Origin of the sequence: Paenibacillus chondroitinus NBRC 15376, assembly GCF_004000765.1 — a bacterium.
Classification (GTDB): Bacteria; Bacillota; Bacilli; order Paenibacillales; family NBRC-103111; genus Paenibacillus_E; species Paenibacillus_E chondroitinus.
In genome coordinates this window covers 56,940-71,235 of record NZ_BILW01000035.1, presented here as the reverse complement: position 1 = coordinate 71,235, position 14,296 = coordinate 56,940, and the positions used below count along the sequence as shown (strand labels likewise).

Below are 14,296 nucleotides of genomic sequence, written 5' to 3'. Positions count from 1 at the left end.
AAAAAGGCCCTTTCACGCAGCTTCCTAGCAGAAGCAGAGCGAGAGCAGTCCAAAAAGGCCCTCTCACGCAGCTTCCTAGCGGAAGCAGAGCGTGAGAGGGCCTTTATGTCTTTCTCAGATCTCTGAGATAAGATGTATGAGACTGATCTTCCTCTACAAGCAAGTCCGTCATCCCGCAAGCAATTAAGCGAGCAAAGTTTCCCACTCTTCATAACAAGCCGCAAGCGCGCTCTTCCGCTTGTCGACCTCGGCCGTCTTCTCCTGAACGAGGACGTAGTTGTTGTACACGTCCGGATCGGCAAGCTCCGCCTCCAAGGCGGAGACTTCGTCCTCCAAACGTGCGATGTCGAGCTCAAGCTGCTCCAGCTTACGCTGGCGGCTGCGTTCCTCGCGCTTAGCCACTTTGTCCGCTTCATACCCGCCGCTGCTGACGGCGGGTTCATTTTTACCTACGCTGCTAGCGGATTTTTTCTCCGCTTCTTTGGCTAATCGCTTTGCTTCCATTTCGGCAAGCTCCGCTTTTTTCTCCAAATAATCGTCGTAATTGCCAAGATAAGCGGTGAGCCCGTCTTTTTGCAAATCGAGCATGCTCTCAGCCATTTTATTCAAGAAGTAGCGGTCATGGGAGATGAAAAGGAGGGTTCCCTCATAATCCATCAACGCAGATTCCAGCACTTCTTTACTGTATAGATCCAAATGGTTGGTAGGCTCATCGAGGATGAGCACATTCGCTTTTTGCAGCATGAGTTTGGCCAAAGCGACACGGGCTTTTTCGCCGCCGCTTAAGGAAGAGACTTTCTTGAATACTTCTTCTCCGCTAAACAAGAAGTTCCCAAGCACGGTGCGAATCCGGGCTTCCTCCAGATGCGGGTAGGTGTTCCACACTTCCTCGAGCACGCTGTTGGAGGGGGTTAAACCCGTTTGCTCTTGATCGTAATAGCCAATTGTGACGCCTGTTCCCCACTTGAAGGTGCCGGCATCTTGCTTGTGCTGACCGATTAATGTCTTGAGCAGCGTCGATTTCCCGACCCCGTTGGGGCCGATAAGGGCGGCCGTTTCCGAGCGGCGCAGCTGGAAGGAGACACCGTCTAGGAGACGGTTTTTCCCGTCATAGGAAAGCGCCAAACGATCGACCTGAAGGACTTCTTTACCGGATGTCTGCTCGATTTCAAAAGAAAACGAAGCGCGCTTCAAATCGCCCAAAGGCTTATCCAGACGATCCATTTTCTCGAGCTGCTTGCGGCGGCTTTGCGCTCTTTTGGTCGTAGAAGCACGCACGATGTTGCGCTGTACAAAATCCTCCAGCTTCGCAATCTCTTCCTGCTGCTTTTCGAATTGCTTCATTTCAATTTCATAATTGGCTTCTTTGATCTCGATAAAACGGGAATAGTTGCCCGTATACCGCTTGGAAGCATGGCGTTCAATTTCATAAATAGACGTGGCTAAAGCATCCAGGAAAAAGCGGTCATGGGATACGACCAGAATCGCACCCGGATAACCCCGCAGGTAGCCTTCCAGCCAAGTCAGCGTTTGGATGTCCAAATGGTTCGTAGGCTCATCGAGCATGAGCAGATCGGGCTCTTCGAGCAGCATTTTCGCCAATGCCAGTCTTGTTTTCTGGCCGCCGCTTAGCGTTTGAACCAGTGTGTCAGGAGAAAACTGGCCGAAGCCCATCCCATGAAGGATCCCACGGATTTTGGCTTCAATCTCGTACCCGCCTTGCTCGCGAAAATACTCGGAGCGCCCCGCGTAACGATTCATCGTTGTTTCGTACTTTTTCTCATCCTCAATGAGGGAGGGGTCAGCCATCTGGGCTTCGAGCTCGCGCAGCTCTCTCTCTGTTTCCAGCAAGGAGCTAAAAACGCTGAGCAGTTCGTTCCAAATGGACTTGTCCGTTTGCAGACCGCTGTTTTGTTTTAAATAGCCGATTTTCGTTTCTTTCGCTTTGAAAAGGTCGCCGCTGTCATAAGACATCTCGCCGGCAATAATCTGGAGCAAGGTTGACTTCCCGGCACCGTTGACGCCGACTAGACCGATACGTTCCTTGTCCTCGATTTGAAGCGTTATATTGGAGAGTACAGAACGTACCCCGTAGCTTTTGGAAATGTTAGAAACCTGTAATAACATCTTCTGCTGCCTCCTGCTTATTAATGAAAGAACCTGTGCAAGGCGTGAACCGAACTGCCTATAATCCCATCAATTCACTAGTATACACCATGCGTGAGTACGTCGTATGCTTAATTTTGCATAGAGCCTGAAGGAGATAGGGGATGGCGTACGTGTCTTTGCGGCTTGCCAGATGTATAGTTTTAATTGCGCTGCTTGTTGTTGTGCTTGGGTCGCCAATCCAGGGCTGGGATAAAGGCTTATTATCCAATATTCCCGTTATGCCTGCCGCTAGTACCGAAGCGCCTGCTTCCTTCACAGTTATGTCTTTTAATATGCACCACGGAGAAGGCATGGATGGTAAAGTAGATATCATTCGGATTGCCGATCTTTTGCGGCATGGAAATGCTGATATTATCGCTCTTCAAGAAGTAGACCGTTACCGCCTGCGCAGCGGATTCGTGGACCAGGCCCGTGAGCTTTCCGAAATGCTCGGCATGCATATGGTTTATAGTCCTAGTCTAACCTATAAGGTAGGTCAATATGGCACGGCCCTTTTGAGTCGCTATCCGATTGTCGACAGCAGTTGGGCGCTTCTGCCCGGAAATCTGGAAACGAGGAGCCTGCTAATGACGACGATACAGGTTGGCTCCGAGCCGGTCCATGTTGCCACGACCCATTTGGGACTTTCCGAGGAGGATCGGCGGCTGCAGCTTACGCGCATATTGGAGCTTTTGGCCGATCAACAAGGCCCGCTTGTGGTTGCCGGTGATTTTAATATGGAAGAGGATGCCTTTCCAGTCAAAATGAACAGGATGTCGCTCATGGACGTCCCAATAAGCAAAGCTTCTCAAGGCACTTTTGAAGATGGTCAAAGGATCGATTATGTTTTTGCAAATGTGAAAAATAGCGGTTCCGCTTGGACGGTTCCGACGATATTTTCGGACCATTTTCCTGTTATAGCGCGGTTTATAATGGGGTCTGCAGCACGAGTATAGTTTTTTTCTTTGTTTATGTTAAAATGGGGGAAACCACTCCTTGTTAGGAAGGGCTGAGCCAGTATGAACATTCGTGAACGGAAAATTGAACTACGTAAGGATATGGAAGAACTACGCTCATCCATTACAGCGGAAGAACGGGAAGAGAAGCAGCAGCGCATTCATGAGCGAATGACGAAGCTTTGTTCAGATAGACTTCTTGGTGCTCAGCAGCAGGAGGCGTCCGTTCCCCCTACAATAATGACTTATATGCCATTCCGGTCGGAGCTGGATGTTGCTCCACTAATGGAATGGTGTTGGCAGCAGGGAATTCGTGTGCTTGTGCCGAAGGTTGTAGCAGATACGAAAACAATGAATTTGCATATCATACACGCCTACGACGATCTGGAGAGCGGCGCCTGGGGCATTAGAGAGCCTCATAGCAATGTGCCGATCGAGCAAGATTTATCCACCATTTCGATGATCCTGGTGCCAGGGCTTGCCTTTGACATGGATTTCGGAAGGCTGGGCTATGGCGGCGGTTTCTATGACAGGTTCATGCAGCTATTTGCTGCGCGGGGTCTGAAGAGACCTTTTGCGGTTGCTGCTGCTTTTGATAAGCAGTTGATTCCTGCAGTTCCCTCCTCCTGGCACGATTTCCGGGTGGATGGCATTGTCACCGAAAGCAAAATGGTTTTCAAAACAGAAACTTAAAAGGGAGGTAAGTGATTTGCCCGATTCCTCTCCATTAACCCATTTTAACGAACAGGGACGAGCTCGCATGGTTGACATTTCGGACAAACCGGAGACGAAGCGAACAGCGACGGCCCGTTCGACTTTGCTTATGAAAAGCGAGACACTCTCCTTAATTAAGCAGGGTAAAATGAAAAAAGGCGACGTCCTCGCTGTCGCACAGGTGGCTGGCATCATGGCCGCGAAAAAAACGTCAGATTGGATTCCTATGTGCCACCCGATCGCTTTATCGGGCATAGACATTCAATTTGCCGATAATGGCAGCAACGAACTCTACATAGAAGCAACTGTTCGGACGACGGGACCGACAGGCGTGGAGATGGAGGCTTTAACAGCCGTATCCGCAGCTGCGTTAACCGTCTATGACATGTGCAAAGCCGCAGAGAAAGACATGATCATCAGCTCCACGATGCTAGTCACGAAAACAGGCGGTAAAAATGGGGATTTTCACAGACAAGATAGTTGATTGAGACGCGACTTAGACCACTGGGGTTTGCGCATAGATGAAGTCGACGATCATTCCGTAGTAGGGGTTATCTCATTCAGTTAACAAGGGAGAGGTGACGAAGGATGCACTGGAAAGTTGCGATTTTGACAGCCAGTGACCGCGGTTACCGAGGAGAACGAGAAGACACCAGCGCTCAGGTAATCCGCGAGCTCATTGAAGAAGAGATTCAAGGCGAGATCATCGAGTACCGTGTTGTACCGGACGAGATGGATGAAATTATGGCTTCATTAATAGAAATGACGGACTATTATCAGGCTGATTTGATTTTGACGACAGGCGGGACGGGGCTGGCGCCTCGCGATGTGACGCCGGAAGCAACGCTGAATGTTATTGACCGGGTTGCTCCGGGTTTTGCCGAAGCTATGCGGATGATTTCCATGCAGAAGACGAGGAAAGCGATGTTATCCAGAGCGGTATCGGGCATTCGCGGCCGTACGTTGATTATTAATTTGCCAGGCAGTCCCAAAGGCGTGCAGGAGAATCTGATGGCAATCATCGATCAACTGCCGCATGCGCTTGGGATTTTGACAGGCAAAGAAGGTGACCACGGATGAGCAGACAGGAGTCCATGCTGCGAGAAGTGAAGGTGGAGGATGCCGTTGGGATGATCCTGCCGCATGATCTGACGCAGATTTTGCCGGGCGAGTTCAAAGGCCGTCTGTTCCGCAAAGGCCACCAAGTGACGGAGGCCGATATTCCTGCACTGCTCAGCATTGGCAAAGAGCATATTTATGCGATGGAGCTGCAGCCGGGCTACCTGCATGAGGATGAAGCCGCGCAGCGGATGGCGAGAGCGATAGCGGGCGACGAGCTCATTCTCACGGAGCCGCATGAAGGCAAAGTGAACGTGAAATCGCCGATTCGCGGCTTAGTCCGAATCGATAAAGCTTTCGTCGACAGCGTGAACGCGATCGACGAGGTGGTGATGTCGACCATCCGCAGCGGCGTGGTCGTGGAAGCAGGCGCTTCGCTGGTCGGCACGCGGGTGATCCCGCTGATTGTGGACGAAGCGAAGGTCGTGGAGGTCGAGCGGATTGCCGCCGCTCGCCGTGCGGAGGGCTTCACCTTGCTGGAGGTGAAGCCGTTTCGCAAGCTGCGCGTTGGCGTCGTGACGACGGGCAGCGAGGTGTTCAAGGGCCGAATTCAGGATAAATTCGGCCCGGTGGTGAAGGAGAAGGTCGCGCAGCTAGGCTCCGAGGTGGTAGACCAACGCTTCGCGCTCGACGATAGCGAAGCGATTGTTGGTGAGATCCACGCGCTGCTTGCGCAGAACGTGGATCTGGTTTTGGTCACGGGCGGCATGTCCGTGGACCCGGACGACCGCACGCCGGGCGCGATCAAGCAAGCCGGCGCCCGCGTGGTCAGCTACGGCACGCCGATGCTGCCGGGCTCGATGCTGATGATCGCCTATCTGGGGAATGTGCCGATCATGGGCTTGCCGGGTTGCGTGATGCATGACCCGTATACGTCCTTTGATGTGCTGCTGCCGCGTATTTGCGCAGGCGAGACGATTGTGCGCAGCGACATTACGGAGATGGGGTATGGCGGGTTTTATCAGTGTTAGGAGATGAAAGACATGTTTCAAAATATCGGTTTTACCGAGTTATTATTGATTGCGGTCGTTGCGTTAGTGTTGTTCGGACCTAACAAACTGCCCGAGATTGGCCGTGTGCTGGGACGTACGCTCAGGGATTTCAAGAAGGGTGCGTACGAGCTCATGAATGATGAGCCGAAAGCGGCACCTGCACCTGCGCCAGCTGCGGTTCAGCAAGCTCCGCAGGCTAGCGCAGCTGCCGAGGAGGAAGCGCCAGCTGCGGTTGTTGCTTTCGCGAGTAGCTCGGCCTTGGACGAGGCTGATGCCTCGCCTGCATCTCCAGCGCCAACTGTTGTCGCTTTCGCGACGAGCGCTCCAGCCTTGGATAAGGCTGATGCACCGTCAGCGGCGCCTGCAGCCGCGCCGCCTGCCGAAAAGGCAGCTGTGGCGTTTATCTCGAGCGCGCCCGGGCCTGAGATGACTGACTTGGCGGAGGATTCCGACGCGCAACGTGCGCCATCTACGCCAACTACTACAGCACCGGCAGCTGTTCAACCAAGTCATTCGCGCCGCTTACCGGACTAGTCCATTATTCTTTTTAGCATAACAAGTGGTTCAGTCTTACAGGCTCGATTCACTAGATCAGGTTGGTGAAATATGTCAACGAACGAAGAAATGTCACTCGTGGAGCACCTTGGTGAGCTGCGTAAACGGATCATGTGGATATTGCTTGTCTTGGTCATCGGGATGGTGGCGGGTTTGATTTCCGCAAGGCCAATCATTCGATTCCTCAAAAATATTCCGCCGGCAGATTCGATTAGCTGGAATGTTTTTTCTCCATGGGACGCTTTGCGATTGTATATGAATTTCGGCTTAGCCGTGGGTATCCTTATTGCCCTGCCGGTTACGCTGTATCATATATGGGCGTTTGTTAAGCCTGGGCTGCGAGAGACGGAGCAGAAAGCTTCGATTATTTATATTCCATATGCGTTTCTGCTTTTTTTAGCTGGCCTGTCTTTCGGGTACTGGGTTGTTTTTCCGATGGCTTTTTACTTTACTTCTTCCATTAGCAAAAGTCTCGACATTACCGAGATGTATGGTGCAGCTCAATATTTCACATTTATGTTTAACATCCTTCTTCCGTTGGCCATTGTGTTTGAGATGCCGATTGTGGTGATGTTTTTGACGAAAATCAGGCTTCTTAACCCGAAACGGTTACATAAATTCAGACGGTATGCCTACATGCTGCTCGTTATTTTAGCTACAGTCATTACGCCTCCGGATGCCATTTCGGCTATCCTCGTAGCTCTGCCGCTTATCGTTTTATATGAGTTTAGCGTATTTATGTCGCGTTTTATTTACCGTAAACAGCTGCTGCAGGATGCAGAATGGGAACGGGAATTCGGTCCCAAATAAGAAAACAGTCTGTCACTTTTGTGCAGGCTGTTTTTCTTTGCGATAGGGAATATTTGTTTTTCATTTGGGTAGAATGAGGGGGGTGTTCGAAAGTACGAAAAATGTGTAAAAGGACTTGCAAATTACTCCCAGAATGAGTATCATAAGAGTTGTTGTTAGCACTAAACACATTCGAGTGCTAATAACCTTGAAACACACCATTACCAATTTTCTAAAGGAGGCTATTTTTCCATGATCAGACCGTTAGGTGATCGAGTTATCATTGAAGCCGTTGCGAAAGAGGAGACTACAGCAAGTGGTATCGTGCTGCCAGATACAGCGAAAGAAAAACCACAAGAAGGTAAAGTTGTAGCCGTAGGCGCAGGCGCGTTGAAAGATGGCGTTCGTGTTCCGCTTGAAGTAAGCGAAGGCGACCGTATCATTTTCTCCAAATACGCAGGAACTGAAGTGAAATACGAAGGCCGCGAACTGTTGATCTTGCGCGAAAGCGACATTCTCGCTGTATTAGCCTAATTTAGCAGGATATAGATCGGCATTACGTTTTACTTAGGTTTTCCGTTTTATTACTTACTATGTATCGTTTAAATAAGAGGAGGTTTCCTATTCATGGCAAAAGATATTAAGTTCAGTGAAGACGCACGCCGCGCGATGCTTCGCGGGGTAGATGCTTTGGCTAACGCTGTAAAAGTAACCCTAGGTCCTAAAGGCCGTAACGTTGTACTTGAGAAAAAATTCGGTAGCCCGCTCATCACGAATGACGGTGTAACGATCGCGAAAGAAATCGAGCTTGAAGATGCTTTCGAAAACATGGGAGCTCAACTTGTTAAAGAAGTTGCTACCAAAACAAACGATGTTGCCGGTGACGGTACAACAACAGCAACGGTTCTTGCTCAAGCTATGATCCGTGAAGGTCTGAAAAACGTTACTGCAGGCGCTAACCCAATGGTTATCCGCAAAGGTATCGAGAAAGCTGTTAAAGCGGCTGTGGAAGAGCTTCAATCCATCGCTAAGCCTATCGAAGGCAAACAATCCATCGCACAAGTTGCGGCAATCTCTGCTGCTGACGAAGAAGTAGGCGAACTTATCGCTGAAGCTATGGAAAAAGTAGGTAAAGACGGCGTTATCACTGTTGAAGAATCCAAAGGTTTCTTGACTGAGCTTGAAGTTGTAGAAGGTATGCAATTCGACCGTGGCTACACTTCCCCTTACATGATCACTGACACGGATAAAATGGAAGCTGTCCTTGACAACCCATACATCCTGATCACTGACAAAAAAATCTCGAACATCCAAGAAATCTTGCCTGTTCTTGAAAAAGTGGTTCAATCCGGTAAACAACTTCTGATCATCGCTGAAGATGTTGAAGGTGAAGCACAAGCAACGCTTGTTGTGAACAGACTTCGTGGAACATTCACTTGCGTAGCTGTTAAAGCTCCTGGTTTCGGTGATCGTCGTAAAGCTATGCTTGGCGATATCGCTGCTTTGACTGGTGGCCAAGTGATTACAGAAGAGCTTGGTTTGGATCTGAAATCCACGCGTCCTGAGCAATTGGGTAGCGCGCGTCAAATCCGCGTAACCAAAGAAAACACAATCATCGTTGACGGTGCTGGCGACGCAAAAGACATCGCAGCACGCGTAACACAAATTCGTTCCCAACTGGAAGAAACAACTTCCGATTTCGATAAAGAAAAACTGCAAGAGCGTTTGGCTAAGCTTTCCGGCGGTGTAGCGGTAATCAAAGTTGGCGCAGCGACTGAAACAGAACTGAAAGAGCGCAAACTTCGCATCGAAGATGCTTTGAACGCGACTCGCGCAGCTGTTGAAGAAGGTATCGTTTCCGGTGGTGGTACAGCTCTCGTGAACGTATACAACGCAGTAGCGAAAGTAGTAGCTTCCGGTGATGAGCAAACAGGTGTTAACATCATCCTGCGCTCCCTGGAAGAGCCAGTTCGCACAATCGCAGCTAACGCTGGTCAAGAAGGCTCCGTAATCGTTGAGCGCTTGAAAAACGAAAAAGTAGGCATCGGCTACAACGCAGCATCCGGACAATGGGTAAACATGTTCGAAGCTGGTATCGTTGACCCTGCGAAAGTAACGCGTTCCGCACTTCAAAACGCAGCTTCCGTAGCAGCTATGTTCTTGACAACTGAAGCGGTAATCGCTGATAAACCAGAAAAAGACAAACCAGGCATGCCTGATATGGGCGGCATGGGCGGAATGGGCGGCATGATGTAAGAAGGGCTTCGCCCTTCTGCATCATAGCTAGCTCGAAGAGGCTCCTCAGATTTATCTGAGGAGCCTCTTTTTTTATGATCGGTAGTGTCGATCATTTTTTAACGGACACAGTGGCCACTATTTGGGCATTTTGGCTGTTTTTCGGGATCTAACGGACAGGAGGGACGTTATTCGCTAATAATTGGAGCGGAAATGGGCATTTCAAGTCCAATAGCGGCAGCTGAGTCCGTTAGATGCTAAATTGAGCCCAAAAGTGGCGAATAGCGGCATCTCAGTCCGTTAGGCTCATCGTACCAAGCCGCTCTGTCCTGCACCGACCCGCGCGGTACCGTAGGCCATGCACAGCAATCCCCGCATCCCCGCCTCACCACCCGCTCACAAATCCCAAGCCGCAATCACCTTGTTCTTCCCGGTCCGCTTCGCCGTAATTTCAGCGGTATCCGCTTGCTCAATAAGCTGCTCGATAGAGCTAGGCTGGCACAGCTCCAAGGAAGAAACACCGACACTAACGGTGATCGTGTATGGACGCCCGTAGGCGAACTCTTTCTCAATTTCGCCACGCAGTTGATGGGCAATCTTGAGGGCTTCTTTGCCATCCGTTTTCGGTAAAATAAGAATAAGCTCCTCGCCGCCATATCGGCCGGCAATGTCGCTTTTCCTTAAATTGAACCGGAAAATATCGGCGATTTCCCGCAGCACCCGGTCCCCTTCGGGATGACCGAATTCGTTGACTCTCCGGAAATTATCAACATCGATCATGATGACAGAGAGATCCAGCTGGTAACGGCTGGCAAGCTCAAACTCTTCTCGCAGCTTCTCCATGAAATAACCCCGCAGATAGAAACCGGTCAAGTTATCAATGACCATTTCGCGATGCAGAAGTACGTTGATGATATGCGGTTTGATGAAGGACAGGAAGTGCTCCATGTGCTGCTGCTTCGTTTTGGTCATGCCATCGACATGAACTTGCAAGGTGATCGCCTGATCGCCACGCTGAAACAGCGTGAAGACGAGCACGCCGTGATCTTCGCTTCGCGTTTGGTAGGCAATCAATTCGTCATGATCACGCAATCCCGAGGCGGTGACGAAAACTTTTTGCTTATAATGCAGCAGCTTGTACGTGATTGAAAGTTGAATGACCGGGAAATAGTCGAATAAAGCCTTGGTCAGTCTTTGCATGGTAGTAGACAGATCCAGCGTTTCCGTTATTTGCTCGCTTAATTCAATAATAATTTGCAAATCCAAGGAAAGAAGCAGCCATTGTTCGCGGTCGGCCATCATTTTCTGCACATAATCATCCTGTAAAATAGCCGGAGACGCTGGCGCATAAGCGGGGGCAATCGCTTGTTCCATGCAGGCTGTCAGATACGGGCGCCACGTTTCCTTTTGAATCATCTGATAGCCGTTTAATGCGCGCCTTAAGTACAGCATGGCAGGTTGAATGTCGCCTTCGGCCATAGATCTCTCCGCTGAAAGCCTGTAATAATCAGGCCAAAAGACATCATAGGCGTATTGTTTCAAGTAGGTTTCAAATTGGTCAAACCAGTGGTCTACTCGTTCTCTTTCCGAATGCAGTTTGAGCAGAAGAGTAATCATTTCCCGATAAGCCCAGCCGGCGTAAAGACCAGCGTTGTTTTTAGCAATAAACTGCTCAAAAAGCTGGCAAGCACACAAGGTGTTACCTAATCCTGTTTGATGCAGCGCTTCAAGGAAAATAGAATGATTTTCATTCTCAAGAAAGTCGGGAACGTGAACCGTTAGCTGCTGACGAAAGGCGGCGTAGCCTTGATAAACGGCCAGCAAGGACTGGCCCCAATCGGTAATTTGCTGCTCAATAAGGCTCGTCTCCAACTGGTGGAATAACGCCCATTCCTCCCACTCCAGAGCGAATAAGAGTTGATTGGTCAAATAATTTTCGGCCAAATCCTTGCGGCGCAGCTTGTCGACTTGCAGAACGCGTTCTTTATGATACAAATAACTGGCGATATCGCCTTGGTTCAAGGAGAGTTCCATCGCATTCAGATGGCCAACTTGTTCTTTAATCGTATATCCTGAGCGCTTGGCGCCTTCAATTCCACGATAGACATACGTATTGATGATTTTATTGTTGCTTTGATACGAATAAACGTCATAAAGACGCAGCATCAAATCCGTATGCGGTGAGGAGTCCAGTAACGGTTCAAGTTTTGCGGCAATCGATAAGGCCCACTCTTCCATTTCGGGAAAATGGATCAACATATTGATCGTATAGTAATTCGTAATTTCCGCAAAATGCCGCAGGGCAAGCAAATGACGTTTGGGATAAGCTACTTCGATATAGAACTTATGCAAGGTATGCATTTCTTCATCCTGCAGCGGAAAGCAAAGATTACTCGTATTGAGCAAAAATGCGGCCCGTACTCGATCCGTAAGCAGCTGCTTCTCATCAAAAATGAAAGGGAAAAGCTCCTCGCGCAGTTGATAAACATCTACATTATTTTGAATGATGCGAATAGATAACCAACTAAATCGGTCTGATATGGTTCCCGTTCGTTCATAGACGGTTAAAGCCAACTGTTCGGATTGTGCGAACTGGTTGAGCAGATGATACATGCGGCTTAGCAGTCGATCCAGGAAAACAAGGTAAGGCCTTCCCAGTTTTTCATATAAATATTTGATGCGCTCCAAGATTTCGGCCTTTTGGCTGTAAGAGAGCAGCGTGCGAATTTGTCTGTAATATTTGATAAGCAAATAGTATTCGACGTTGTATTCTCCTGCTTGACATGACAGCGTGATCAACTGAGGCAATGCGAATGGACGATACCTGTATAGATATTTCAGTGCTGTTTGGTAATAGGACGCAAGTTTGTCCTCCGGCAGCTGATGCAGGACCAGCCCAATAATTTCACTCGAAATAAAAAGACTGTCATTGCGGCTAACATGCATAAGGCCGAGCTCTGCAAGCCTGGTCACCGAAAGCAGAATATTGCCTGCATCCAGTCGATTGGCTGTAAAGAGGGAGGCAGCATGGACCGGCATAGGCAGGCAGCATAGAAGCCTCATAAGCTCTAAGTCTTTTACATCCAGAACAGCGATACGCTTTGCAATCAGGCGAAGAGGATTCAATTGCTCATAATCCAGATGAAATCGGGTTGTTGGTTCCCAACCGTTTTTGGTGATCTGAATGCTATGAGACTGGGCAAGCTCCTCCAAAATTATGCGGCAGTGGCTTGCGTTAATTCTATATTCGTATAGCCAGTTTTTTAGCTGGTCGATTAAAGCAATGTCTGCTCGTCCAAACTGTGAAGCGAGCAACTGCACATAGATGGCCGGGTCCGCATGATGCATGTTAAGGACTTGGAAAGGAATTTCTGTAAAATGGGCAGGAATACGGCTTCCGCTGAAAATGAAGTTCAGGCAATTCATCTCATGGCCATGCTCTTTCCAGAAGTTCAGTAGAATCACCTGGGAATCTTCATCAAAGTGCTCGCAGTTCTCAAAGGTGAACACAAAGTTTTGAATGGGAAAAAGCGGAATAACCGACATGAAAAACTGATGCAGCCACTCTGTCAGCAGATAAAGGATGTCGTCGCCTTCATAGTGTTTTTTGAGCAGTTGATCAAATTTCCGCGCCAAGTTTCGCAGCATCGTAATGGACTCCGGAAGAATATCGTAAGCTTTGTGCAGCGTTCTGGAGACCACTTCACGCAAAGTGGAATAGGGCAGCTCTTGTGAGATGATTTTGAAATAATATCCCTTTTCAATGACTTCGTTGATGTGCTGGGCGTACAAATCGAAACGAATAGCCTCATCTTCGCAGATGAGACCTAGCAGTCGATCTTCATTGGATTTCAAAAAATCACGAAAACGCTCCTGCTGGTCATGTGTAATGGGAGAAGCGGTTGGGTGCAGCAATTTTGAGCTGATTTGGATAGCTGTATCAGATTGTGGCTCCGCCGGAAGATGCAAATAGTCAAGCAGGGCTGCAGCAATCTCGTCAACGAATATAAAGGATTCAGGCTTCGTATGAAGCCGTTCAGAAAGAGGCTGCAAAGCCGCAGGTACATAGCCGTTGTACATCGACTCCAGCAGCAGATGGATAGATTCAAAATCAGCAACGCGTGATAAAAGAAACCTTCGCGCATAGCGTGGAAACAAGCTGTATGGATAGTCTGTCAGCAAGTGATTGATGAACTCAATGGCGGAGGGGAATGGTTGGACATCAACTAGAATGGCTAGTGTTTTGGGATGGAAAAATAGCATGTCCGGCGAAAGAAAGCCCATATAAAACTGTTTATCGTGCAATATTGAAAGCGCTTTACAAAGGGGGATAAGAAGCTTAGCTTTGGTTTTATCGCTTAACTGTTCATGCTCCATTTGCGAAAAAGGCACGAAGCCATCCGGTAGAGAGGGCAGCTGCACAATCAGATCCCCGTCCGTGAGCTTCCAACTTGTCGGTTGACGGAAATAGTCTCCTTGAGCGGCTTCCGCCCAAGAGAGCAGGCGGCTCTCAATTTGTTTATAAGGGAAGTAAGACCATAACTTATGATTAAAATGCATTTCTGTATAGTCAAAGGTGTGAGAGTAAGTTAGATGTCGAGTTTCCGAAAAATTTCTATAAGTTGTAGTATTCATCTTACTCCCTCTCCTTCTAAAGTATAGGGTTTATGTATGTAGGGGATGGGGATGGTTCCATCGAATAGGTCTGATTTCTTAATTGTAACAAAAATAAGCGACAAATGGGAGATCGAAATGGTGAAAACACCAGAGAGCCTGTCATTTTTCGTC

At 48.9% G+C, this 14,296-nt stretch carries 11 protein-coding genes; 9 read left to right on the top strand and 2 right to left on the bottom strand.

What is annotated here, in order from left to right:
• Positions 1–183: 183 nt before the first annotated feature.
• The gene (locus tag PCH02S_RS27435; protein WP_127457288.1) at positions 184–2,127 is read right to left on the bottom strand and encodes an ABC-F family ATP-binding cassette domain-containing protein; all 1,944 of its coding nucleotides are present in this window, start codon (positions 2,125–2,127) and stop codon (positions 184–186) included.
• Between the two features lie 143 nt (positions 2,128–2,270).
• On the opposite strand from PCH02S_RS27435, the gene PCH02S_RS27430 reads away from it, so the two are divergent.
• The 9 genes from PCH02S_RS27430 (at position 2,271) to groL (ending at position 9,529) form a co-directional block, all read left to right on the top strand.
• Positions 2,271–3,104 carry an endonuclease/exonuclease/phosphatase family protein gene (locus PCH02S_RS27430; protein WP_127457287.1) on the top strand — a complete coding sequence of 278 codons (834 nt, stop codon included), beginning with the start codon at positions 2,271–2,273 and terminating at the stop codon, positions 3,102–3,104.
• A gap of 63 nt (positions 3,105–3,167) precedes the next feature.
• The gene (locus PCH02S_RS27425) at positions 3,168–3,797 is read left to right on the top strand and encodes a 5-formyltetrahydrofolate cyclo-ligase (RefSeq protein ID WP_127457286.1); all 630 of its coding nucleotides are present in this window, start codon (positions 3,168–3,170) and stop codon (positions 3,795–3,797) included.
• A gap of 16 nt (positions 3,798–3,813) precedes the next feature.
• Positions 3,814–4,302 (top strand): cyclic pyranopterin monophosphate synthase MoaC, encoded by a 489-nt coding sequence (gene moaC / locus PCH02S_RS27420; protein ID WP_258567637.1) that lies wholly within the window; start codon positions 3,814–3,816, stop codon positions 4,300–4,302.
• Positions 4,303–4,406: 104 nt separating this feature from the next.
• Positions 4,407–4,898, top strand: coding sequence for a MogA/MoaB family molybdenum cofactor biosynthesis protein (locus PCH02S_RS27415; protein WP_029197035.1), 492 nt, complete (start codon positions 4,407–4,409; stop codon positions 4,896–4,898).
• The gene (locus tag PCH02S_RS27410; protein ID WP_127457284.1) at positions 4,895–5,908 is read left to right on the top strand and encodes a molybdopterin-binding protein; all 1,014 of its coding nucleotides are present in this window, start codon (positions 4,895–4,897) and stop codon (positions 5,906–5,908) included. Before PCH02S_RS27415 ends, PCH02S_RS27410 begins: the two co-directional genes overlap by 4 nt.
• Positions 5,909–5,920: 12 nt before the next feature.
• Complete coding sequence (locus tag PCH02S_RS36770) at positions 5,921–6,463, top strand: twin-arginine translocase TatA/TatE family subunit (RefSeq protein ID WP_127457283.1); 543 nt, start codon at positions 5,921–5,923, stop codon at positions 6,461–6,463.
• Positions 6,464–6,535: 72 nt separating this feature from the next.
• On the top strand, positions 6,536–7,294 hold the full coding sequence (gene tatC, locus PCH02S_RS27400; protein WP_127457282.1) for a twin-arginine translocase subunit TatC: 759 nt from the start codon (positions 6,536–6,538) through the stop codon (positions 7,292–7,294).
• A gap of 231 nt (positions 7,295–7,525) precedes the next feature.
• Positions 7,526–7,807: a co-chaperone GroES gene (groES, locus tag PCH02S_RS27395; RefSeq protein ID WP_028553854.1), complete on the top strand. Its 282-nt coding sequence runs from the start codon at positions 7,526–7,528 to the stop codon at positions 7,805–7,807.
• A 93-nt stretch (positions 7,808–7,900) separates the two neighbouring features.
• Positions 7,901–9,529: a chaperonin GroEL gene (gene groL, locus PCH02S_RS27390; RefSeq protein WP_127457281.1), complete on the top strand. Its 1,629-nt coding sequence runs from the start codon at positions 7,901–7,903 to the stop codon at positions 9,527–9,529.
• Positions 9,530–9,904: 375 nt separating this feature from the next.
• Here the strand turns inward: groL and PCH02S_RS27385 are convergent, their stop codons facing one another.
• A complete protein-coding gene (locus PCH02S_RS27385; protein WP_127457280.1) occupies positions 9,905–14,143 on the bottom strand; it encodes a GGDEF domain-containing protein in 4,239 nt (1,412 codons plus the stop codon).
• Between the last annotated feature and the right edge of the window lie 153 nt (positions 14,144–14,296).

Coding starts and splice junctions, on each gene's coding strand:
- PCH02S_RS27415 (WP_029197035.1), top strand. CDS start 4,407: ATGCACTGGAAAGTTGCGATTTTGACAGCCAGTGACCGCGGTTACCGA.
- PCH02S_RS27425 (WP_127457286.1), top strand. CDS start 3,168: ATGAACATTCGTGAACGGAAAATTGAACTACGTAAGGATATGGAAGAA.
- PCH02S_RS27430 (WP_127457287.1), top strand. CDS start 2,271: ATGGCGTACGTGTCTTTGCGGCTTGCCAGATGTATAGTTTTAATTGCG.
- PCH02S_RS27435 (WP_127457288.1), bottom strand. CDS start 2,127: ATGTTATTACAGGTTTCTAACATTTCCAAAAGCTACGGGGTACGTTCT.
- PCH02S_RS36770 (WP_127457283.1), top strand. CDS start 5,921: ATGTTTCAAAATATCGGTTTTACCGAGTTATTATTGATTGCGGTCGTT.
- PCH02S_RS27410 (WP_127457284.1), top strand. CDS start 4,895: ATGAGCAGACAGGAGTCCATGCTGCGAGAAGTGAAGGTGGAGGATGCC.
- PCH02S_RS27385 (WP_127457280.1), bottom strand. CDS start 14,143: ATGAATACTACAACTTATAGAAATTTTTCGGAAACTCGACATCTAACT.
- groL (WP_127457281.1), top strand. CDS start 7,901: ATGGCAAAAGATATTAAGTTCAGTGAAGACGCACGCCGCGCGATGCTT.
- tatC (WP_127457282.1), top strand. CDS start 6,536: ATGTCAACGAACGAAGAAATGTCACTCGTGGAGCACCTTGGTGAGCTG.
- groES (WP_028553854.1), top strand. CDS start 7,526: ATGATCAGACCGTTAGGTGATCGAGTTATCATTGAAGCCGTTGCGAAA.